20 protein-coding genes and 1 pseudogene are annotated in these 21,262 nt (G+C 64.4%); 12 read left to right on the top strand and 9 right to left on the bottom strand.

Annotation, left to right across the window (positions count from 1 at the left end; all coding sequences use genetic code 11):
* Positions 1 to 138 precede the first annotated feature (138 nt).
* The 9 genes and pseudogenes from IPM60_04430 to IPM60_04390 all read right to left on the bottom strand — a co-directional run bounded on the left by IPM60_04430 (position 139) and on the right by IPM60_04390 (position 9,065).
* Positions 139 to 1,308 carry a M24 family metallopeptidase gene (locus IPM60_04430; protein ID MBK8907160.1) on the bottom strand — a complete coding sequence of 390 codons (1,170 nt, stop codon included), beginning with the start codon at positions 1,306 to 1,308 and terminating at the stop codon, positions 139 to 141.
* A gap of 78 nt (positions 1,309 to 1,386) precedes the next feature.
* Positions 1,387 to 2,386: pseudogene (locus IPM60_04425) on the bottom strand (cyclodeaminase).
* Between the two features lie 10 nt (positions 2,387 to 2,396).
* A complete protein-coding gene (eutB, locus tag IPM60_04420) occupies positions 2,397 to 3,419 on the bottom strand; it encodes a hydroxyectoine utilization dehydratase EutB (GenBank protein ID MBK8907159.1) in 1,023 nt (340 codons plus the stop codon).
* Entirely contained in the window at positions 3,416 to 4,195 is a 780-nt protein-coding gene (locus tag IPM60_04415; protein MBK8907158.1) for an aspartate/glutamate racemase family protein, read from the bottom strand. The genes eutB and IPM60_04415 overlap by 4 nt, the downstream gene beginning before the upstream one ends.
* Positions 4,196 to 4,201: 6 nt before the next feature.
* On the bottom strand, positions 4,202 to 5,074 hold the full coding sequence (gene ehuB, locus IPM60_04410; GenBank protein ID MBK8907157.1) for an ectoine/hydroxyectoine ABC transporter substrate-binding protein EhuB: 873 nt from the start codon (positions 5,072 to 5,074) through the stop codon (positions 4,202 to 4,204).
* A complete protein-coding gene (locus IPM60_04405; protein MBK8907156.1) occupies positions 5,074 to 5,517 on the bottom strand; it encodes a universal stress protein in 444 nt (147 codons plus the stop codon). The genes ehuB and IPM60_04405 overlap by 1 nt, the downstream gene beginning before the upstream one ends.
* A gap of 13 nt (positions 5,518 to 5,530) precedes the next feature.
* Positions 5,531 to 6,811: a TRAP transporter large permease gene (locus IPM60_04400; protein ID MBK8907155.1), complete on the bottom strand. Its 1,281-nt coding sequence runs from the start codon at positions 6,809 to 6,811 to the stop codon at positions 5,531 to 5,533.
* 76 nt (positions 6,812 to 6,887) lie between these two features.
* Positions 6,888 to 7,529 (bottom strand): TRAP transporter small permease, encoded by a 642-nt coding sequence (locus IPM60_04395; GenBank protein ID MBK8907154.1) that lies wholly within the window; start codon positions 7,527 to 7,529, stop codon positions 6,888 to 6,890.
* A gap of 144 nt (positions 7,530 to 7,673) precedes the next feature.
* Positions 7,674 to 9,065, bottom strand: a complete 1,392-nt coding sequence (locus IPM60_04390) for a PLP-dependent aminotransferase family protein (protein ID MBK8907153.1) — start codon at positions 9,063 to 9,065, stop codon at positions 7,674 to 7,676.
* Between the two features lie 196 nt (positions 9,066 to 9,261).
* Between IPM60_04390 and dctP the strand changes: the two genes are divergently transcribed.
* From dctP to IPM60_04330, 12 genes are all read left to right on the top strand, one after another.
* The gene (dctP, locus tag IPM60_04385; GenBank protein MBK8907152.1) at positions 9,262 to 10,314 is read left to right on the top strand and encodes a TRAP transporter substrate-binding protein DctP; all 1,053 of its coding nucleotides are present in this window, start codon (positions 9,262 to 9,264) and stop codon (positions 10,312 to 10,314) included.
* A 36-nt stretch (positions 10,315 to 10,350) separates the two neighbouring features.
* Positions 10,351 to 11,430 (top strand): N-alpha-acetyl diaminobutyric acid deacetylase DoeB, encoded by a 1,080-nt coding sequence (doeB, locus tag IPM60_04380; protein ID MBK8907151.1) that lies wholly within the window; start codon positions 10,351 to 10,353, stop codon positions 11,428 to 11,430.
* Positions 11,431 to 11,448: 18 nt separating this feature from the next.
* Complete coding sequence (locus tag IPM60_04375) at positions 11,449 to 11,955, top strand: Lrp/AsnC family transcriptional regulator (protein MBK8907150.1); 507 nt, start codon at positions 11,449 to 11,451, stop codon at positions 11,953 to 11,955.
* A gap of 298 nt (positions 11,956 to 12,253) precedes the next feature.
* Complete coding sequence (locus tag IPM60_04370; protein MBK8907149.1) at positions 12,254 to 13,759, top strand: NAD-dependent succinate-semialdehyde dehydrogenase; 1,506 nt, start codon at positions 12,254 to 12,256, stop codon at positions 13,757 to 13,759.
* 33 nt (positions 13,760 to 13,792) lie between these two features.
* The gene (locus tag IPM60_04365) at positions 13,793 to 15,211 is read left to right on the top strand and encodes an aspartate aminotransferase family protein (GenBank protein ID MBK8907148.1); all 1,419 of its coding nucleotides are present in this window, start codon (positions 13,793 to 13,795) and stop codon (positions 15,209 to 15,211) included.
* Between the two features lie 795 nt (positions 15,212 to 16,006).
* Complete coding sequence (locus tag IPM60_04360) at positions 16,007 to 16,609, top strand: aminodeoxychorismate/anthranilate synthase component II (protein MBK8907147.1); 603 nt, start codon at positions 16,007 to 16,009, stop codon at positions 16,607 to 16,609.
* A 5-nt stretch (positions 16,610 to 16,614) separates the two neighbouring features.
* Complete coding sequence (trpD, locus tag IPM60_04355; protein MBK8907146.1) at positions 16,615 to 17,643, top strand: anthranilate phosphoribosyltransferase; 1,029 nt, start codon at positions 16,615 to 16,617, stop codon at positions 17,641 to 17,643.
* Positions 17,640 to 18,443 (top strand): indole-3-glycerol phosphate synthase TrpC, encoded by an 804-nt coding sequence (gene trpC / locus IPM60_04350; GenBank protein ID MBK8907145.1) that lies wholly within the window; start codon positions 17,640 to 17,642, stop codon positions 18,441 to 18,443. Before trpD ends, trpC begins: the two co-directional genes overlap by 4 nt.
* A 155-nt stretch (positions 18,444 to 18,598) precedes the next feature.
* Positions 18,599 to 19,039 carry a peptidoglycan-binding protein LysM gene (gene lysM / locus IPM60_04345; protein ID MBK8907144.1) on the top strand — a complete coding sequence of 147 codons (441 nt, stop codon included), beginning with the start codon at positions 18,599 to 18,601 and terminating at the stop codon, positions 19,037 to 19,039.
* A 20-nt stretch (positions 19,040 to 19,059) separates the two neighbouring features.
* Positions 19,060 to 19,215, top strand: coding sequence for a hypothetical protein (locus IPM60_04340; protein ID MBK8907143.1), 156 nt, complete (start codon positions 19,060 to 19,062; stop codon positions 19,213 to 19,215).
* Positions 19,216 to 20,049: a 5-bromo-4-chloroindolyl phosphate hydrolysis family protein gene (locus tag IPM60_04335; protein MBK8907142.1), complete on the top strand. Its 834-nt coding sequence runs from the start codon at positions 19,216 to 19,218 to the stop codon at positions 20,047 to 20,049.
* Between the two features lie 35 nt (positions 20,050 to 20,084).
* Positions 20,085 to 21,236 carry a toxic anion resistance protein gene (locus tag IPM60_04330; GenBank protein MBK8907141.1) on the top strand — a complete coding sequence of 384 codons (1,152 nt, stop codon included), beginning with the start codon at positions 20,085 to 20,087 and terminating at the stop codon, positions 21,234 to 21,236.
* Positions 21,237 to 21,262 lie beyond the last annotated feature (26 nt).

Raw genomic sequence — 21,262 nt, 5'->3', positions numbered from 1 at the left:
GAGCCACCACGTGGGCTTCGTTCCTAGTGCAGCGTTGGGCGGGGAGGTCGATGCTTCGAATCCGATCGGGCGTAACACCTAACCCTGATCCTCGCCGGCGCGGCCGCGCTCGCTCCGGAAGCGCGGCGCGCTCCTCGATCAATCCTTCACATAGAGACGCCGGGGGGTTGTGCAGAAGGGCTCGGCGCCGGACTCGGTGATGCGGATGCATTCCGAGATCTCCACGCCCCAGTCGTCCTTCCAGATGCCGGGAATCAGGTGGATGGTCATGTTCGGTTGCAGCACGGTCTTGTCACCCGGACGAACGCTGAGAGTGTGTTCTCCCCAATCGGGGGGATAGTTGAGGCCGGTGGAGTAGCCGATGCGGGATTCCTTGACCAATCCGTAGCGGCCGACCGTTGTCCGCCACGCCTCTTCCACCTCTTCGCACGTCACGCCCGGCTTGGCGGCGTCGAGGGCCGCGTTCAGGCCTTCGACCACCACCTCGGCTGTGTCCACAAGGATCTTCGGTGGCGTGCCCAAATGGACGGTGCGCGCCATTGGGCAGTGGTAGCGTCTCCGGCAGCCGGCAAGTTCAAGGATGGTCGCTTCGCCGGCGACGAAACGGCTGTCGTTCCAAGTCAGATGCGGCGTTGCGGTGCCGGAGCCGGTGGGCAGCATCGGCACCAGCGCGGTGTACTCGCCGCCGTATTGGGGCGTGCCGCTGATCTGCGCGTGGAAGATCGCCGCCGCGGCGTCGCATTGGCGGTTGCTGATATGGATCGCGTCGATGGCGACGCTCATCGCCCGCTCGACGATGCGGGCCGCCTCGGTCATGTACTCCATTTCCTTCGGCGACTTGATGACCCGGATCCAGTTCACCAGTGTGTGGCAATCCTTGAACTTGGCATGGCGCAGTGCACTTTTCAGACACTGGTAGGCGGCCGCGGTGAAATAGTAGGAGTCCATTTCGAGACCGAAACTGCGTTTATCCCATTTCCGGCTCTTGATGAACGACGCGACGAAGTGCATGGGATGGCAGGTCATCGACTGCACGTATTTGTCCGGATAGAACAGGATGTTTCTTTCATCCAGGTAGGTGGTGATCTTGGCGCCGTTGGCGTCCATGCTGCGGCCGATCCAGATGGGCTGCGGCTCGTCGAGTGCGACGATGACCGTCTGGTGGACGTAGAAGGACCAGCTGTCGTAGCCGGTCAGGTAGCACATGTTGGACGGGTTGACGCACAGCAGCACCTCGATGCCTTGTCGCGCCATCGCCTCCTTGGTCTTCCGCACCCGGCTCTCGTACTCGGACACATCGAAGGCCAGTGGATAGGCGCGGTGCGGCTGCGGGGCCGGCTCGGCGATCTTCTCATCCACGCGATCAAGGTTGCTCTCCATCTGCGGCTAAGCTCCAGTTTCGATGGTCTGGCCCAGTCCCTGCCGCTTCGCGAGGCGCAGGGCGTGGAGGGCGATGGCGGTGTCCTGTACGCCGGTGCCGGTCAGATCGCAGACGGTGATCTGCGCACTGTCCGTTCGCCCCGGCCGGGCGCCGGCGGTGATCGCACCAAGCTCCGTCACCTGTGCGTCGTCGGCCATGACGCCCGCCGTGACCGCATGATGGAGTTCGCCGAGCCTCAGACTCTGCGTCCGCCGGTCGCATACGAACAGGTCGGCGCGGGCGAGCACCGACGGCTGCAGTTCGTTCTTGTCCTCGGCATCCGAGCCCATGGCGGTAATGTGAAGCCCGGAGTGAAGCCACGCGCCGTCGACCAGCGGCGAGCGCGCCGGTGTCGTGGTGATCAGCACGTCGCTTTCCGTTACGGCCCGCCGCGCGTCCGGCACCGGCGTCACGGTCATGCCCAGCCGCTCGCTCATCTCGTCCGCGTAGCGCTCCGCTTTGGCGGGATCACGCGCCCACACCAGAACACGCTGGAAGCCGCGGACCAGCTTGAGCGCTTGCACCTGCAGGCGGGCCTGCATGCCTGCGCCAATCACCCCGACGGTCGATATATCGGCTCGCGCCAAGACCTCGGCGGCGACGGCGCCGGCGGCAGCGGTGCGGATGTCGGTCAGGTAGCCGTTGTCCAACAACACCGCTTCGACGACCCCGGTGCGGGCGCTCAGCACCACCATCAGGCCGTTGACGCTGGGTAGGCTGAGGGCGGGGTTGTCAAAGAAGCCGGGGGCTGATTTTGATGGCGAACCCGTCGAGGCCGGGGACGTAAGCGGTCTTGACGTCCACTTCGCCATTGTGGGCAGGGACGTCGAGGCGAAGGATCGGCGGCATTACCACGTCGCCTCCGGCCAGCGCCGTGAACGCGGCGCGGATCACCCCGACGGTCTCGGCATCGAGGCCGACGCATCGGCGAAGCTGGCTCTCGGTGAGGATGGTGACGTCCGCCATGATTTCTCCCCTATGGTCCCGCTGTCTCGCCCGCAGTCTCCAGCGAGGACGGACGGCGCGTCCGGACAATGTTGGTGAACGCCGCCATGTCCACGGTGTTGCCGCTGATGATGACCGCCACGGTGTGGCCGAGGTCTTGGGCCAAGTCGTGGAGCAGCACCGCAACCCCGACCGCCGCGCCGCCTTCGCTGATCAGCCGCTCCCGCCAGTAGAGATGCGCCATCGCTTCGGCGATCTGGTGTTCCTCCACGGTCAGCACCTCGTCGACCAGATCGCGGACGATCGGAAAGGTGAAGCGGTTTCCAAGTCCGATGCCGCCGCCGAGGCTGTCGGCTAAAGACGCCTCCTCGCGCACGTTGACCGGGCCACCGGCCTTGAGGCTTTCGATCATCGCCGCGCCGCGGGCTATGGAAACACCGATGATGCGCACGGTCGGGATCAAGTCCTTGAGAGCGAGGGCGATGCCGCCAATTAGCCCGCCGCCGGAAAGCGGCACGATGACACTGTCGACTGCCGGCAGGTCTTCAAGCAACTCCAGCCCGATCGTGCCCTGGCCGGCGAGGACGGCGGGGTCGTCGAACGGGTGGACGAAGGTCATGCCGTGGTGTTCGACAAGGCGCACTACCTCGTTCTCCGCCTCGTCCTGGCTGTCGCCGACGATGCGGACCTCTGCACCCAAGTCGCGGATGGCGGCCACCTTGTTCTCCGGCACCAGCCGCGACATGCAGACGACGGCGCGCACGCCCCATGCTCGCGCGGCAAACGCGACGCCCCGACCATGATTGCCGGTCGACATCGTGACGACGCCGCGTGTCCGTCCGTCGTCGCTGAGGGCATGCAACTTGTTGGTGGCGCCCCTCAGCTTGAACGCCCCGGTCGGCTGCAGCGACTCCAGTTTGAGAAGGACGGCGCGCCCTGCAGGCGTGGACAACGACGACGCGGGAACCAGCGGCGTCCGCACGATCTGGCCACGCAGTGCCGTTTGCGCCGCGCGAATGTCCTCGATCCCTACGCCGTAGTTCGACACGTTCAGTGATTGCGAAGTAGGGCGCCGTAACCGGCGACAGAGGTTGCGATGCCGGTCAGGCGAAGCAGATGCCAAGCCAGCGCCTGGTTGCTGGTGATGACTGCCTTGCCAATGCGCGTCTCCAATTGCTCGGCGGCTTCGGCGGCGCGCAATGCCGTGCATGAAACAAACACGCCGTCGGCACTCGGCCGATCGGCGGCGATGCCGGCATCGATGATCGCCGCCGGCGTCACCCTCGCCATGTCCAAATCCGACTCCTGCTCGAAACTGACCACTGAAACCACGTCCAATCCCTCCGCTTCCAGGCGGGAGACGACACGGCGATTGACCGCAAGTACATAAGGCAGCACTAGGCTCAGCCGCTTGATCCCGAGCGCCCGGCAGGCCGCCATGGCAGCCTCAATCGGTGTCGTCACCGCGATGCCGGGGCGGGCCAGGCGGATGCGCCGCGCCACCTCCGTCTCCCCGATGACGATGGCGCCGGTGGTGCAGGCAAACGCGATGGCGTTGAGGACACTCCCCGGCAGCAGCAGATCCGCGGCGCGGGTCAGATCAGTGGCCATCTCGCCCAGTGTCTCGACCGTTGTGACGGTGCGGCAGGGCACCCTGCTGACCACGATGTCCATGGCCGGCGGCAATATGCGGCGCAGGTCCCGCTCGCTGGTGTGGTCGGTGGCAATGACCACGAGGCCTGTGCGTACCGGCGCCCCCGGTTGGACACCAAGTTCGGGATCATATCGGGTCCACGCCGTGGTGCGCTGGCTGCCGGCAACCATGACCATGACGCTCTAGCTCCCGCAGAGTTCCGCAGCGGTTTTGTCGGGCAGCATGTCCTCGCCGAAGCCGAACTCGGCCACAAGTTCGAGATGCTGATCGGAGCCGATGAAGGCGTGGAGACGCTCGTTGAATGCATCCACCAAGTCCGCATCCTCCTTGCGAAAAGCAAAGCCGCCGTAACCCTTGACCACCTCGCCGTCGATCTCCGGAAAGAACTGCGCGGTCGACTCGAGGTCCGGTTCGTCCGCGACGATATGACGCACCGTCAGCGCGGTCATGGCGACGGCGTCCACGTCGCCGGCCTTCAGGGCGCTGATCGCCTTTGCGAAATTGCGGTATAGCGGCGCGCGGTCTGCCGGGATGGCGGCCACCAGCGCAAAGTTGTACTCTACGGTGCCGGCAATGAGCCCGACGCGGGCTTCGCGATGGTCCGAGATCGACGGGAAATCGGTGATTTGCTTGGGGTTGCCTCGCTTCACCGCGAACGCTTGGCCGACGACGTAGGTCGGGTCGGAAAACGCAACCTCGGCGCAGCGCGACGGGGTGATGAACATACCGGCGGCGGCGATATCGAACGTGTCGTTGCGGAGACCGGGAATGAGGTCTCCAAAGTCTGCCGATACGAAATCGATCTGAATGTCGGGATTGATGTCGCGCAGTATCCTGCGCGCAATCTCGGGTGCCTCCCCGGTCACCCGACCGTCGGCCTCACGGTAGCCGTAGGGCGCCTCGTCGGCGATGGCGACAGTGACCACGCCGTCGCGCTTGATCTTTTCCAGCGTCGATTGCGCTGCAGCGGGTGAGACGGTCAGTCCAAGCAGAACAGCTGCGACAAGACATGCTGCCGCGAGGAAGGGAAGTGGCCACTGCCTCGACATCGTCATCACTTCACCGTGATGCAGGTAGCGTCGGCAAGGCTGCACACCTTGTGCGACACGCTGCCCAACAACAGGCCCTCAATGTCGCCACGCCCGCGCCGCCCCATGACGATGGTGTCGAAGCCGTGCTTTTCAGCGTACTCGACGATGGTGCGGGCGATCGGGCCGCGTTTTGCGACCGCCGCCGCCTCCGACACGCCGTGCTCTCTGGCATAGGATGCGGCGCGTTCGGCGGTTTCCCGGGCAAGCCGGCCAAGGGTTGCGTCCGGCCGCTCCGGCACCTCACGGGCGCGGACCAGGGAATGGGTGCTCTCCAGCCGGCTGAAGTGCCGGTAGACGCAGATGAAGACAAGTGGGGCGTTGAACTTGTGCGCCATCTCGATCGCTGTTTCCACGGCCATGGCGGCATGTTGCGATCCGTCGACGGCGACGAGGATTTTCTCGAACATGCTGCGCCTCCGCCTAACGGAAGGCCAGATCGCGCAGGAACAGCGCGATCTGCGGGAAAAGGATGAGCAGCGCGGACGCCGTCAGCAGCATGAGAATGAACGGCGGCGAGCCCTTGATCACATCCAGATACGGCCGTTTGAAGATGGCAATGGCCGTGAAAATATCGCAACCGAAGGGCGGCGTCGCTGATCCGATCGCCACCTGCAGCGTGATGATGGTGCCGACGAGAACCGGGTCGAGGCCGGCCTGATCGACGATCGGCGCGAAAATCGGTACCAGCACCAGAATCACCACGATCGGGTCGACGAACATGCAGCCGACGAAGAAGGCGATTGAAATGGCGACCAGCACCATGATCGGCCCGGCCTGATCAAGGCCGAGCGAGCCTAGGATCTGCTGCGGGATCTGAGCGAACGAGATGGTCCACGAGAAGGCCGCACCAGCACCCACCAGGATGAACACAACCGCGGTGATCAGGCCGGTGGACATGGCGATCTCCGGGATCTCGCGGAGCTTCACCGAGCGGAAGATCAACACCTCGAGGATCAAGGCGTAGGCGACGCTGACCGACGCCGCCTCCGTCGGGCTGAAGATGCCGCCGTAAATGCCGCCGATGATGATCACCGGGAAGCCGAGCGGCCAGATGGCGCCCCGCATGGCGGCGAGGCGCTCCGTCCACGTCGCCTTCGGCAAGGTAGGAATGTTGTTCACCACGGCGAAAATCACTGAATAGACGGAAAACATGGCAAGGATCAGCAAACCCGGTCCGATCCCGGCGATGAACAGTTCGGCGATCGACGTGCCCGAGATCACGCCGTAAATGATCATTCCGATGCTGGGAGGGATCAAAAAAGCGATGTCGCTGGCGTTGATGGTCAGCGCGATGACGAACGAGTCCTTGTACCCGGCTTCCAGGAGTTTCGGGCGCAACGGGCTCCCGATCGCGACGACAGTCGCCTGCGTGGAGCCGGAGACCGCGCCGAAGACGGTGCATGTGGCGGCGGTCGTGATGGCGAGTCCCCCCTTCACGTGCCCGACGAAGCGCATGACCACGTCAAGCAGGCGCTCCGCGGCCTGCCCCTTGGTGACGATATCGGCAGCGAAGATGAACATTGGCACCGCAATCAGCGCGACCGGCTTTACCCCGCCGATCATCTGCTGGATGATGATTTCCGGTTTCATGCCACTGAAAAATATAAAGAATCCGACCAGAGTAGCGGCGATGAGCGGGATCATCATTGGAAAGCCAAGGAGCAGCAGCACGATCATCGTCCCAACCAGCGCTTCGGTCATGCGGCGGTCTCCTTGGAGTTCAACATCGCCATCGCCGTGATACGCGGTGTTCTCGCCACTGCCGTTGCCGCGGATTTCACCCCCGTGACTCCGGTCCGGCGGACGTCCCGCCGCCTTGGCCGGCTTCCATCTCCTGATGACTCTCGTCGTAGGAGTCGATTTCCTCGTAGGAGATGTACACGTCCGAGTGGCGAAGGTTGCTCACCACGGTCAGGGCATACTGCAGGCCTGTGATAGCGAAGCCGATCGGCACCCAGATGTACGTCAGGTAAAGCGGCACCTGCAGAGCCGGCGTTACCTTGCCGAGCCGCGCGACGCGGGAGACATATACGTAAGAATAGTAGGCGAGGACGAACATGATCACCGACGTCACGACGGCGATGACGATCATCAGGATCTTGCGGTTACGGTCGTTGAGCTGGTCGTAGACCGCCGACATGCGGATGTGCCGCCCTTTGCGCGCCGCATAGCCTATGCCAACGAAAGTGATCAGCACGATAAGAAACTGGTTCAGTTCCTCCGAGAAATAAATGCTTTGGGAAAACAGGAACCGCCCGGCGACGTTGGCGATGGAGTTGGCGGCCATCAGCAGCACGCCGTAAGCAAGGACGATGGTTTCGAACCGGGCGACGAGGGCGTCGACCCCCGCCAGGAAGCGAACGGCGGCGTTGCCGGCCCCGGCGGCTGATCGGCTTTCGTCCGTTCGGCCTTCATTCATGGTGACGGATCCTTCGAACCCGCGCCTGGATTTTTGCTTGCGGCGCCAGTCTCTCCCTGTTGCGGAAATCGTTGCCGCCTGCGCGGGGCATGTCAATCGCAGAATCGTCGCGGTTCAATTTGCGGGAGGGGGCGGGGTATCGAGTCAAACGTTGATATAGGCCGGTTCCGGCTCCTCCGCGAACAAGGTCGCCAGTCGCTCTAGCCCGGTGCTCAATTGCCGCCGCGATGTGGCGGCGCCGAGCGTGACCCTGATTGCCTGCGGCTCGGGGTTCTCCCCGACGACGAACGGTTCGGCGGGCGTCACCGCGACGCCGGCCAAGCGGGCGTGGGTAGCGAAGTTGGCCGGGCGCCACGCCGGCGGCAGATCGAGAAACGCGTGCGGAGCGCCGGGAGGTGCGCAGTAGAGGTGATCGGCGAGATGTTCGCGGAGAATGGCACCGCGTGCCGCCAGTTCCTCGCGCTGCCAGTCCGCCAGCAATCGGGCAGTGCCATCCATGATCCAGCGGGCCGCGATTTCGCTCACCAATGGTGTCGCCATCCAGGAACTTGCGCGCAGCCGCGTCTCCAACCTGGGCATCATCATCTCCGGCGCGACGAGGTAGCCGACCCGGAGGCCGGAAACCAGGCTCTTCGTCAAGCTCGTGATATAGCAGGCCCGCTTTCGGTCGAAAGCGGCCAGCGGCGGCATCTGTTCCGGCAGCAGCGGCAGGAACACGTCGTCCTCAACGATTGTTACATCATACCGTTGGGCGATTTCGGCGATCTGGCGCCGCCGGTCCTCCGGCATCAGTGTCGCCGTCGGATTTGAGTAGTTCGGGGTCACGACCAGCACCTTCACGCTGCCCTGGCGGCACGCGCGCTCGAACGCATCGGGACGCAACCCGTCCGTATCAAAGTCGATCTCGCGCAGCCGGAAATGGAGGACGCTGGCAAGAGCGATGAGTCCGTGGTCGGTGAGCGCTTCGGTCGCGACGATATCGCCCGGCTTGGTCAGGGTTGCCAGCGCGACGAGGATCCCGTGGGCACAGCCGTTGACGATCATCACCTGCTCGGGAGCCACGTCGTGGCCGTGAAGATTGAGCCAATGGGCACCGGCGACACGATGGCTGTCGAAGCCGGAAATTGGGCGGCAGGCGAGCATCGCGGCGTGGTCGCCACTACCGGCGATCTCGGCAAGTGCAGCCGCAATACGATCGGAATGAATGGCGCCGATCGCCGGCCGCAGAATCGACAGATCGATGATTTCCTTCTCGCGGCGACCGAGAATAAAGCGTGGCTCGCCGTGGTCGGAGCGGAAGGTGACGTAAGTGCCGCGGCCGACCTCGCCGGCGATGAGCCCGCGCCGCTCCAACTCGGCGTAAGCACTGCTGACGGTATGGACGCTGAGTCCGAGGGCATGCGCCAGTTCTCTCTGGGTGGGGAGCTTGGCGGAAAAAAGCAGTCGTCCCGCGCCGATGTCCGCCGCGATGGCGTTGGCAAGCGCCAGATACCTCGGGCGCGCATCCTGGTCCGGCCGTGGCAGCCACTTGGTCATGGTTCGATTGGTATGGTTCAATTGCCTGGGATCAACTGCCATATTGCACCCACTTCATTCGCACTATAGGCTGAATTGATTGAGCGAGGCGAGACGGATCGGAGGTGCAATATGCGGTGGTCCTTCGGCGCGGATGCCTGCGGACCCGTCCAGCTCCGACCCGGTTTGCACCAACAAGGACGAGGGAGATGAGGATATGAGCAGACCTCGGCACCGAACCTTTTTCGGCGCCTGCGCCGCCGCATCCGTGGTCGCGCTGGCCGCCGTCGTTGCACCGGCGCAGGCAGAGGAATGGAAGTTCGCAATTGAGGAGATCACTGGCAGCGTCCAGGACGAGTACGCGCAGGAGTTCAAGCGACTGGTAGAGGAACGCTCCAGCGGCGAGGTCGACGTAACCGTCTATCCGTACGGCACGCTTGGCACTTCAGCCGATCTGACCGAACTGGTGACGCAAGGCGCGATCCAGTTCGCCAACGCTTCGCCAGGGCACCTCGGCACCATGGTTACTGAGATTCAGGTTTTTTCTGTCCCGTACCTTCTCTCGCAGAACAATGAAGCGAACAAGAAGGTGCTGACAGAGAGCGAAACCATTTATGGGGAACTCGGCGAGAAGTTCGAAGAGAAGGGCCTGAAGCTGCTGACCATGTACCCCGAAGGGGAGATGGTGTGGACCGCCAACAAGGAGATCCGCTCGCCGGAGGACTTCGACGGCTTCAAGATGCGCACCATGGTATCGCCGATGCTGGTTGCGGCCTATGAATCCTTCGGCGCCAGCCCAACGCCGATGCCATACGGCGAGGTCTATGGCGGCCTGCAGCTCAAGTCGATCGACGGCCAAGTCAACCCGATCTTCGCCATTGAGGAGATGAAGTTCTACGAGGTGCAGGACTACATGATTTGGGCGGGTCAGCAGCAGTTCACGACTACCGTCGTGACCAACGCCGACTGGTATGCGGCCGACCTGGGCGATGACCGCCGGAAGATGCTCGATGGCGTGATCGCCGACCTCAATGATTACATCTACGACGTCCAGGAGGAGTACAACGCCAAGCGTCTGGAAAAGATCAAGGAGGCCAAGCCCGACCTCAAGATGATCGAGCTCACCGAGGACGAACGCGCCGTCTTCAAGGAAGCAAGCATGGAAGCCCGAAAGAAGTTCGTCGAAATGGCCGGCGCAGACGGCAAAGACGTGCTGGAAAAGCTGGAGTCCGAAATCAAGGACGCCGAGCAGAAGGTGCAGGGTAACTGAGTACCGCGGGTAACCTGGTCCGAGGTTGATTCATCCATGGAGAAGGTATCCGGAGGTGCGGCGGTGGTGGCCGCCGCGTTTTCCGCCCAACGCTCCAACACGCCGAGCCGGGTCTCGTGCACGGTCGATTTTGAAGCCAATGGCCGGCAGGCTGGCTTCATGACCGTTCCGCACTCCCGCAACGACAGTGCGTGGGGATCGCTGCAGATCCCCATCGTCTGCGTGAAGAACGGCGAGGGTCCGACGGCCCTGTTCATCGGCGGATCGCACGGCGACGAGTATGAAGGGCCGATCGCCCTGATCAAGCTCGCCAAAAGCCTTTCTGCCGCCGATGTTAGCGGGCGGGTCATAATCATCCCCTGCCTCAATCTGCCGGCGGTGCGCACCGCCACCCGGCTGTCGCCCATAGACGGCCGCAACATGAACCGCGTGTTCCCGGGCAATCCGGAGGGCACGATCACCGATCTGATCGCCGATTTCGTCTACCGGAGCATCCTTCCTCTCGCCGATGCCGTCGTCGATCTCCACGCCGGCGGCAAGACCCTCAACTATCTGCCCAGCGTGGTCATGCACCACCTGGATGACCCGGAGCTCATGGTTCGGACGTTTGCCGCGCTGAAGAGTTTCGGTGCCCCCATCGGCATGATCCTCCGTGAGCTTGACACCCAGGGCATGCTGGATACGGCCGTCGAAGAGATGGGCAAGATCTTTATTTCCACCGAACTGGGAGGGATCGGAACGTCATCGGCGACTTCGGTCGGCATTGCCGAACGCGGCGTCTATAAGCTGCTCCGGCATTTCGGGGTACTGGCGGGTTTCGCGGACTTAAGTAAGCAGACCAGGCTGATGCACACGCCTGACGCCGCGGGCTTCACCATCGTCGCCCACGCCGGTATCCTCGAGATGATCGTCGATCTCGGCGACGAAGTGGCGGCAGGCGATGTGCTGGCACGGATCTACGACTACGAAGACCTGGAGCGCCCCCCCGCAGAGTATGCCGCCAAGACCGCTGGGATGGTGTTCTGCCGCCATGCGCCAGGCTTGATTCAGCGGGGCGATTGTCTGGCAGTCATCGCGCAGGACATGCCACCCGACCTACTCGCTTCGCTCATCTGAATGAGCGCCGCCATGCCGATGGCCACGAAGCTCGACGGCCTCGACCTGAAAATTCTCGCCGCTTTGCAGGAAGACGGCCGGATGACCAAGCAGCGTCTGGCGGAGCGGGTTCATCTGTCGCCCAGTGCTTGCTTCGAGCGGCTCCGCAGGCTGGAGGAGGGGGGATGCGTCCGCGGTTACCACGCCGACATCGACCTCGCCCGCATCGTCCATGCCACCACGGCCTGGGTCCAGGTGACCCTGCAATCGCACCATGCCGACGACTTCTCCCGCTTTGAGAAGGGGATCGCGGCGGTGACGGAGGTTCTCGAAGTGTACTCGATCGGCGGTGGCATGGACTACGTGATGAAGGTTCTTGCCGTCGATATCGAGCACTATCAGTCAATCATGGACCGGCTGCTGGCTGCTGAAATCGGCATCGCCAAGTATTACACGTACTTCGTCACCAAGCTTGTCAAACGCCAGCTCGCCTATCCGATCCATACCCTCTTGGACGCCCAGGATCAGGCACCTCGCCTCGGCTGATCGTCGGGCGGTTTTCGGGTATGCCTGCCCGAAGATTCTTCGGCGATCTTGGGGTGCGGCTGGCGATTCTTCGGTTTTCGCCGGCCACATCGAATGCACCCTCGGCAGCCGTCTCGCTAGACTGAGCATCGTTGCAAAGCGCAGGCCTGCCCGGCCGCAGATCGCACCGCCAACGCCAAAGACAAAGCGATGGCCGGCGCCGGCTGTAGTGCCTGAACATGCCTGATGGCCGCATAGCGGTTGCAGCGGCGCAAGGCGATGGGCTTTGCGGTCACCACCGTGGAAAGGAGCTGGCGGCATGACCACAGCAGCCTCCGTCCTCACCCTCGATCATCGCGTCCTCTACGGGCGCTTGAAAGATCCGTCGCTGTTTGCCCAGCGCGCCTTCATCGGCGGCCAATGGCGGGACGCTGCCGGCGGCAGCACCACCGACGTCACCGACCCCGCCTCGGGCCGCGTGCTCGGCACGGTGCCAGCAATGGGTGCGGCAGAAACCCGTGAAGCGATCACCGCCGCGGCGCGAGCGTTCGCATCCTGGCGGCGGTTGCTGCCGGATGAGCGTGGCGGCACGCTGCGCCGCTGGGCGGAGCAGATGCGCCGGAACCGCGATGACCTCGCGGTCCTCATGACCTGTGAGCAGGGCAAGCCGCTAGCAGAGAGCCGCAGCGAGGTGGAATATGCGGCAAGCTTTCTCGACTGGTTCGCCGAGGAAGGAAAACGGCTGTACGGCGATACCATTCCCAGCCACCTGACCGGCCGCAAGCTCCTTGTCAGCCGTGAGCCGATCGGAGTGACGGCGGCGGTGACGCCGTGGAATTTTCCGTCGGCGATGATCACCCGCAAGGCCGGCGCAGCCCTGGCCGCCGGCTGCACCATGGTGGTCCGGCCGGCCTCGGAAACGCCGTTCTCGGCTCTGGCGCTGGCCGTACTGGCGGAACGCGCCGGCGTTCCGGCAGGGGTTTTTTCGGTGGTTACCGGCAAGGCGTCCGAAGTGGTTGGTGAGCTCTGCACCCATCTGAAGGTGCGGGCGGTGTCGTTCACGGGCTCTACCGAGGTCGGGCGGCTGCTGCTGGCGCAAGGCGCGGCATCGGTCAAGAAGATGTCCATGGAGCTCGGCGGCCATGCGCCGCTGATCGTCTGCGAAGACGCCGACCTCGATGCTGCAGTCGGCGGCGCCGTCGCCGCGAAATTCCAGACCACCGGCCAGGACTGCCTCGCCGCCAACCGGATCTTCGTCCACCGCGAACTCTACGACGCTTTCCTGGATCGCTTCACCGATGCGGTCGGGCATCTCGAGGTCGGGCCAGGTTTGCAGCCGGGAGTGGACCAGGGCCCGTTGATCAACGAACGCGCCGTCGCCAAAGTCGAGGAGCACGTGGCCGACGCAGTGGCGAAGGGGGCGCGGCTGCTTGTCGGTGGCGGGCGGCATGGGCTCGGCGGCCTGTTCTTCCAGCCGACCGTCCTCGCCGACGTCACCCCTGCGATGAAAATCTTCCGCGAGGAAACCTTCGGCCCGGTAGCCGCGGTGCTTCCGTTCGAAACCGAGGGCGAGGCGATCGCCCGCGCCAACGACAGCGAGTACGGCCTCGCGGCCTATGTGTTCGCCCGCGACCTGGGGCGCATCTTCCGCCTGACCGACGGCCTCGAATACGGCATGGTGGCGGTCAACTGCGCCAAGATGACGGGCGCGCCGATCCCGTTTGGGGGCGTCAAGCAGTCGGGCCTTGGCCGCGAGGGATCGCGCTACGGCATAGACGACTACAGCGAGCTGAAATACGTTTGCCTCGGCGGGCTCGACCATTGAGGCGAAAGCCCTCCTGAAACAAAGGACCAACCGATGACCTCCCTGAACTTCCGCAACATGTCCCTTGAGGAGATCGACCGCCGCACGGTATTCCACCCGTCGACCCACCTCCGCGACCACGCGCATGGGATGAGCGGCGGCCCGCGCATCATCGACAGCGGGCAGGGCATCCGCATCACCGACCATAGCGGGACCACCGTCATCGATGCCTTTGCCGGTCTCTATTGCGTCAACATCGGCTACGGCCGGCGCGAAATGGCGGAAGCGATCTATGAGCAGGCCAAGAAGCTCGCCTATTACCATGCCTACGTCGGCCATTCGAGCGAGCCGGTGATCCGGCTTTCGGAGCGCCTGATCGAGATGGCGCCGGAGGGCATGAGCAGAGTCTACTACGGCATGTCCGGCTCCGACGCCAACGAGACCCAGGTCAAGCTGGTTTGGTACTACAACAACATCCTCGGCCGGCCGGAGAAAAAGAAGATCATCTCGCGGTGGCGGGGCTACCACGGCTCGGGCATCGTTACTGGCAGCCTTACCGGCCTGCCGCTGTTCCACGACGCCTTCGACCTGCCGGTGGACCGCATTCTTCATACTGTCACGCCGCATGCCTACTGGCAGGCGGCGGAGGGCATGTCCGATACGGCGTTTTCCCGCTGGTGCGCCGAAGAACTGGAAACGATGATCCTCGCCGAAGGACCGGGGACGGTCGCCGCCTTCATCGGCGAGCCAGTGATGGGCACCGGCGGCATCATTCCTCCGCCCGCTGGGTACTGGGACGAGATCCAGAAGGTGCTCAAGCGTTACGACGTCTTGCTGATTGCAGACGAGGTCGTCACCGGCTTCGGCCGGTTGGGCTCGGATTTTGGATCGTTGCACTACGGCATCGAGCCTGACCTGATCACGGTGGCGAAGGGGCTGACCAGCGCCTATCAGCCACTCTCTGGCGTCATCGTCGGCGACAAGGTCTGGCAGGTTCTGGAGGAAGGGACGGCAAGATTGGGCCCAATCGGCCACGGCTGGACCTATTCTGCGCATCCGCTGGGCGCCGCCGCGGCGCTCTGCAACTTGGACATCATCGCCCGCGAGGGCCTGGTGGAGAACGCCCGCACCACCGGCGCCTACTTCCAGGAGCGGCTGCATGCGACGTTCGACGATCATCCGCTTGTGGGCGAGGTGCGCGGCGAGGGCCTGATGGCGGCGCTCGAGTTCGTGGCGGAGAAGGCGGGGAAGGAGCGTTTCGATGCCGCACTGAAGGTGGGTCCGAAGGTGTCGGCGGCGTGCAACACGCATGGCCTGATCGCCCGCGCCATGCCTCACGGGGACATTCTTGGTTTCGCCCCGCCGCTGATCGCCACTCCCGCGGACGTGGACGAAATTGTCGCCATCACTGCCAAGGCGGTCGATGAGGTCGCCGATACCATGGTCCGCGAGTCGCTCTGGCACGCCGCGTAACACTACCTGATGCCGACGCCTGTGTGACAGCTGGAAGTTGTTGCGGAGGCGGAGACTACTGGTGCTGTCAGTCCGGGGGGTGCTCAGCTTGCTGAACGCTACCGCGCCCAACCGGATGACATCCCTCTAATAGTTCCGCTACATCGGCTGAACGCTCGCTGCCGGACTTGTCCCCTCGCGTGCTCGGCAGCTGGAACCGCTAACTGCACATCCGGAGTTCGTTGACTCGGCTTGCCGCAGAAAAAGAAAGACCCCCCCGCGGGCCCCCATGGAGAGAGATGAGGCGGCGGGAGGGTCAAGTTGTGCAACGGAATGCACCTGGATGCGGGCGGAGTGTGCTGAATTCGTCGCTCCCCCGCAACTACCAGAACTGGCAGGTGGTGTCGCCGAATCTTCCCCAGGTTTCCGTTAATTATCAACAGCGTGCCGTCCCCCTGACCCCGTAGAGGCACAAAAAAGAAGCCGCCCCGAAGGGCGGCGTCAGTTTGGATGGGAGGAGGTCATATCGAACCGGCTGGGGGGAGAACGGTCCGCTAAGGTCCGTGTCCGGTTCGATATGGACACTCGCGGGACGCTCTACATTTACGAAAAGTTGTGGCCACAGGATACCTACCAGATCTGGTAGGCCAGATCTGGTAGGTACGACGCGGAGATGCCGGGTCAGGGCGTCCTCCGCGACAAGGGCCGGCCCAGTTCTTGACGTCGGCTGGACGGACGGCCAAAGTGCTGGTGCGACGCGATCATCAAAGGCGGGGGGAGAAGCCCTCGAACCTCTCCGAACATCATCCGGACACCATGCTTTTTCTTCTGATCGACAATTACGACTCGTTCACCTTCAATCTCTATCACTATCTGGGCGAGGTCGGCGCCGAGGTAGCAGTGCGGCGGAACGACGCCGTCACCGTGGCGGAGGCGCTGTCGCTGCGGCCGGCGGCAATTGTCCTGTCTCCGGGACCGTGCGATCCGGATCGGGCCGGCATCTGCCTGGAGCTGGTGCGCGAGGCGGCAGGCCGAGTGCCGATCCTAGGAGTCTGTCTCGGCCACCAGAGCATCGGCCAGGCGTTCGGCGGCCGGGTGGTGCGCGCGCCCCAGCCGATGCACGGCAAGGTCAGCGCTATCCGCCACCACGATGGCAACGTGTTCGCCGGCCTCCCCAACCCATTTACCGCCACCCGCTATCACAGCCTGATGGTCGAGCGCGGCAGTCTGCCGGATTGCCTGCGAGTGACAGCGGAGAGCGACGACGGCGTGATTCAGGGGCTCGCGCATGTGTCGCTCCCCATCCATGGCGTGCAGTTTCACCCGGAAAGCATCGCGACCGAGCATGGGCACGCGCTGCTCCGCAACTTCCTCAGTCTCGCAATCAAGGCGGAGGAGTCCGCGTGCGCGACAGCCTGAACGAGATGAAGGCGTTGCTGGGCAAGATCGCCGGCGGCGCCAGCCTCGACGAAAACGACGCCCATGCCGCGTTCGACATCATCATGTCCGGGGACGCTACGCCCGCCCAGATCGGCGCCTTCCTCATGGGGCTCAGGGTGCGCGGCGAGACCGTGATCGAGATCACCGGCGCGGTCCGCGCCATGCGCGACAAGGCGCTCAAGATCAAGGCGCCCGCCGATGCCATCGACATCGTCGGCACCGGTGGCGAGGCATCGGGCACGTTCAACATTTCCACCGGCGCCGCGCTGGTCGTCGCCGGCTGCGGCGTACCTGTGGCGAAACACGGCAACCGCGCGCTTTCGTCCCGTTGCGGCGCCGCAGACGTGCTGGTGGCGCTCGGCGTCGACATCGAAGCCGACATGGCGTTGGTCGAGCGCGCCATCCGCGAGGCCGGCATCGGCTTTCTGATGGCGCCACGCCACCACCGCGCCATGCGCCACGTTGCCGGGCCGCGGGTGGAATTGGGAACGCGGACGGTGTTCAATTTGCTCGGCCCGCTCTCCAATCCGGCGGGGGTCACGGCGCAGTTCTCGGGCGCTTTCGCGGGCGAGTGGATCGAGCCGATGGCCGAGGTGCTGGGCAAGCTCGGCAGCCGCCGCGCCTGGGTCGTGCATGGCTCCGACGGGCTCGACGAACTGACCACCACGGGTCCCTCCCGAGTGGCCGAACTCCGCGACGGCGTTGTCCGGACATTCGAGGTATCGCCCGAAGACGCCGGCCTTCCGCGGGTTCCGTCGGAAGCTCTCAAGGGCGGCGATGCGGAGACCAACGCCGCGGCGATGCGGGCGATGCTGGGAGGCGAGCACGGTCCGTTCCGCGACGTAGTGCTCTACAACGCCGCCGCGGCGCTGATCGTCGCCGACAAGGTGTCGGACCTCCGCGAAGGCGTGGCAATGGCCGGCAAAGCCGTGGATAGCGGCGCCGCACGCACCGCACTCGCCCGGCTGGTCGAAATCACCAACCAAACCCCGCCCCGGCGCACGGCGCCATGAGCGGCGTGCTCGCCCGCATCTGCGCCACCAAGCGGGACGAGGTCGAGCGGCGCAAACGAACGCGGTCACTGGCCGATGTCGAGCATGACGCCAGGCTCGCGTCGCCGCCCCGCCACTTCGCCGCCCACCTCGCTGATGCGGTTGCCTGCGGGCATTACGGCCTGATCGCCGAGATCAAGCGCGCTTCGCCGTCGAGAGGCCTGATCCGCGCGGACTTCGACCCGGCCGCACTCGCTGAAGCCTACCGGGTGGGCGGGGCGACGTGCCTCTCGGTGCTGACCGACGGCCCCTACTTCCAGGGCGATGATGCCTATCTCACCGCCGCCCGCACCGCGGTCGATCTGCCGGTATTGCGCAAGGATTTCATGCTCGATCCCTATCAGGTCGTCGAGGCGCGGGCGATGGGCGCCGATTGCGTTCTGCTCATAATGGCGGTCCTCGACGACTCCCGGGCGTGGGACCTCTGCGCCGTCGCCCACCACCACGACATGGATGTATTGGTCGAAGTTCATGACGCCGCCGAAGCTGAGCGCGCCCTCCGGCTGGAGACGCCGCTGATCGGCATCAATAACCGCGATCTGGACACGCTACAGGTCGATCTCGCCATGACCGAGGCGCTGGCGCCGATGGTGCCGGAGGACCGGCTGGTGGTGAGCGAAAGCGGCCTGGGGACACCCGCCGACCTGGTTCGCATGGCCGCGGCGGGCGTCCGCTGCTTCCTGATCGGAGAATCGCTGATGCGCGAGACGGATGTCGCTGCCGCCACCCGCAAGCTCCTGGAAGGACCCCCGCCAGAGTAAATTTTCCGAGGCGGTTGCAATCCGGCCTCGGCAACCGGATATTTGATCGCCACCCGATCCAGGCGACCGGACCTTGTTCAGCAGCGAAATGTGCGGGGGGCCGCTGCTTTTCGGCTCCGCTCATGAACGGAGTCAACACAGAAGGGATCAGGGGAATGGGACTGTTTTCATTCATCAAGTCGGCGGGCGAGAAGCTGGGTTTGGGCGGCGGCGACGATGCGCCGGATGCCGACGTGCTCAAGAAGGAAGTGAAGAAGCACGGCCTCGACATGGATGGCCTGGACGTTGCCGTCGATGGCGATACGGTCAAGGTGTCAGGAAAGGCCGCCAGCCAGGAGGTCAAGGAAAAGATAGTGTTGGCGCTCGGAAACGTGACCGGCGTCGCCAAGGTCGAGGAAGACATCACGACCGAGGCGGATGCTGAGCAGGCGACGTTCTACACCGTGCAGTCGGGTGACACGCTCTCCAAGATCGCCAAACAGCACTATGGTGACGCCAACAAGTACATGGGCATCTTCGAGGCCAACAAGCCGATGCTGAGCCACCCGGACAAGATCTACCCCGGGCAAGTCTTGCGCATCCCGCCGGCGGCCTGAGCGACGGAGAGCGGCAAGCGGTGACCAACGGTCCGAAAAAGCCCTCGGTGGCGAAGATCCTCGGGTGGATCCTGCTCGTCGGCACCATCGGTGTGGTGAGTTGCCAGGCGTTTCTGGCAGAGCCGGACGACGTCCGTCCGGCCAGCCCGCCGACGCAACAGCAACAGTCCCGCTAGATGCCTGCGATCGCCGGACGAAAGCTGCCGCGCCGCCTCGGGCTGAGGGGGCTTCTCCTGTACCTCCTGCCACTGCCACTGTTGCTGAAGGCCATTGGCGGCCTGTGGGGCGGCGAGTTCGCGACCCTGGTCGGGAACGCCATCCCGTATGCGATGTTCGTGCTCGGCGCCTTGGTTGCCCGACGCGGGCTGGAGCGGGAGCTTCGCTATCTGGAGCGGCCGTTGGCATTGTCCCCGCCGCCGCCCCTCAAGGCTTTGGCCGCCGGGCTCATCGGCAGCGCGACCGGGCTCGCGGCTTGGTGGGCGGCGGGGCACGATGTTTTGATCGCGGCGGCGTTTGCCGTCGCGGCCGCGGCCGGCATGGCCCTCTACTATGGCCTTGATCCAAAGAGGCGGGCATTGGCCGCCGGCGATCATGGCGTCGATCACCAGGAACTCAGTACCGCCCTCGCCACCGCCTACCGGAAGCTGGACGGCATCGGCGAGGCGCGCCGCCGCCTGCCGTCCCGCGAGTTCCAGGACCGGCTCGGCGTCATCCTTGACCGCTCCGAAGCGATCCTCAAGGAGATCGAGGCCGATCCCGCCGACCTCCGCCGCGCCCGCAAGTTCCTCAACGTCTATCTCGACGGCGTGCTCGGGGTCACCAACAAGTACATCGAGGCCCACCCCAAGGCGCAGTCGTTCGAGCTCGAGCAGAATTACCGGGCGATGCTGATTGACATGGAAACGGTCTGCAAGGAGCAGCACGAAAAGCTGATTCAGAACGAAACATTCGACCTCGACGTACAGATCGAGGTGCTGTCGACGCGCCTCAAACGCGAAGGCGTCATCTGACGCGATTGCCATCAAACGACGAAGGGACACCGGCCATGGCCGTAAAAGCGCGGGACGCGGACACCGAGGTCATTACCGCGGGCGACGCCGCCAGGATCGTCCAGCAGACCCTCCAGGCCGACATGGTTTCCTACGACGAGGCGTCGCCCGACCGTCGTGCGCGCATCGAGAGCCTGGTGCGGGAACTCGACCTCAACGACACCAACTCGATCATTTTTTTCGGCGCCAAGGCGCAGGAGCAATTAACCCATATTTCGGATCAGATGCTGGAAGGGGTGCGCAACAAGGACGTTGGCCCGGTCGGCGGCACTTTGAACGAGATGGTGGCGACGATGCGCGGCTTCGGGATCAACGACCTTGAGCCGCCCGGGTTCTTCGGCAAGCTGTTCGGTGCAGCCAATCCCGTCGTCAAGTTCATGCAGCGCTATGAAGAGGTGCGGAAGCAGATCGATCTGATCAGCGATAAGCTCGACACCCACAAGACGCGGCTGTTGACCGATATCGTGGCGCTGGATCGCCTCTACGACGCCAACCTGGAGTACTTCCATACCCTCGCCGACTACATCGCCGCCGGCGACGAGAAGCTTCGCGAGCTGGACGCGGAGATCATCCCGAAGCTGCAAAAAGAGGCTGAGGCAAGCGGCGAGATGCTGGCGGCCCAACAGCTCCGCGACCTGCGCGCGGCCCGCGACGATCTGGAACGTCGGGTGCACGACTTGAAGCTCACCCGTCAGGTCACCATGCAGAGCCTGCCCTCGATCCGCCTCGTACAGGAGAACGACAAGGCGCTGGTCAACAAGATCAATTCGGTCATGACCAACACCATCCCGCTGTGGCGCAACCAGCTTGCCCAGGCGGTCACCATCCACCGTTCCCGCGAGGCCGGGCAGACGTTGAAGGAAGCGACCGATCTCACCAACGAGTTGCTGCTCGCCAACGCCGAGAACCTTAAGACCGCCAACGCCGAGGTTCGCCGCCAGATCGAGCGCGGCGCCTTCGATATCGAGGCGGTCAAGAAAGCCAATCAGCTTCTGGTCGCCACCGTCGAGGAGAGCCTGCAGATCGCCGACGAGGGCAAGCGCAACCGCGCCGCTGCGGAGCAGGATCTGATCGCCTGCGAGAACGAGCTCAAGTCGGTGCTGTCGGCGGCGCGCGCGCGGGCGCCGGCCGCCCTGCGGCGCCGCTGAGGGCCCGACCTCGGAAGCCAGGAGCC

The organism is Rhodospirillales bacterium, from assembly GCA_016710335.1.
Lineage (GTDB): Bacteria > Pseudomonadota > Alphaproteobacteria > Rhodospirillales > Defluviicoccaceae > JADJXQ01.
Note: the sequence above shows the minus strand (reverse complement) of the source record. Positions and strands in the feature narration are given on the sequence as shown.

What these genes read in the sequence shown, in the direction of transcription:
- IPM60_04415 (MBK8907158.1), bottom strand. Translation starts at nt 4,195, where the DNA reads ATGGTCATGGTTGCCGGCAGCCAGCGCACCACGGCGTGGACCCGATAT.
- ehuB (MBK8907157.1), bottom strand. Translation starts at nt 5,074, where the DNA reads ATGACGATGTCGAGGCAGTGGCCACTTCCCTTCCTCGCGGCAGCATGT.
- IPM60_04405 (MBK8907156.1), bottom strand. Translation starts at nt 5,517, where the DNA reads ATGTTCGAGAAAATCCTCGTCGCCGTCGACGGATCGCAACATGCCGCC.
- IPM60_04400 (MBK8907155.1), bottom strand. Translation starts at nt 6,811, where the DNA reads ATGACCGAAGCGCTGGTTGGGACGATGATCGTGCTGCTGCTCCTTGGC.
- IPM60_04395 (MBK8907154.1), bottom strand. Translation starts at nt 7,529, where the DNA reads ATGAATGAAGGCCGAACGGACGAAAGCCGATCAGCCGCCGGGGCCGGC.
- IPM60_04390 (MBK8907153.1), bottom strand. Translation starts at nt 9,065, where the DNA reads ATGACCAAGTGGCTGCCACGGCCGGACCAGGATGCGCGCCCGAGGTAT.
- dctP (MBK8907152.1), top strand. Translation starts at nt 9,262, where the DNA reads ATGAGCAGACCTCGGCACCGAACCTTTTTCGGCGCCTGCGCCGCCGCA.
- doeB (MBK8907151.1), top strand. Translation starts at nt 10,351, where the DNA reads ATGGAGAAGGTATCCGGAGGTGCGGCGGTGGTGGCCGCCGCGTTTTCC.
- IPM60_04375 (MBK8907150.1), top strand. Translation starts at nt 11,449, where the DNA reads ATGGCCACGAAGCTCGACGGCCTCGACCTGAAAATTCTCGCCGCTTTG.
- IPM60_04370 (MBK8907149.1), top strand. Translation starts at nt 12,254, where the DNA reads ATGACCACAGCAGCCTCCGTCCTCACCCTCGATCATCGCGTCCTCTAC.
- IPM60_04365 (MBK8907148.1), top strand. Translation starts at nt 13,793, where the DNA reads ATGACCTCCCTGAACTTCCGCAACATGTCCCTTGAGGAGATCGACCGC.
- IPM60_04360 (MBK8907147.1), top strand. Translation starts at nt 16,007, where the DNA reads ATGCTTTTTCTTCTGATCGACAATTACGACTCGTTCACCTTCAATCTC.
- trpD (MBK8907146.1), top strand. Translation starts at nt 16,615, where the DNA reads ATGAAGGCGTTGCTGGGCAAGATCGCCGGCGGCGCCAGCCTCGACGAA.
- trpC (MBK8907145.1), top strand. Translation starts at nt 17,640, where the DNA reads ATGAGCGGCGTGCTCGCCCGCATCTGCGCCACCAAGCGGGACGAGGTC.
- lysM (MBK8907144.1), top strand. Translation starts at nt 18,599, where the DNA reads ATGGGACTGTTTTCATTCATCAAGTCGGCGGGCGAGAAGCTGGGTTTG.
- IPM60_04335 (MBK8907142.1), top strand. Translation starts at nt 19,216, where the DNA reads ATGCCTGCGATCGCCGGACGAAAGCTGCCGCGCCGCCTCGGGCTGAGG.
- IPM60_04330 (MBK8907141.1), top strand. Translation starts at nt 20,085, where the DNA reads ATGGCCGTAAAAGCGCGGGACGCGGACACCGAGGTCATTACCGCGGGC.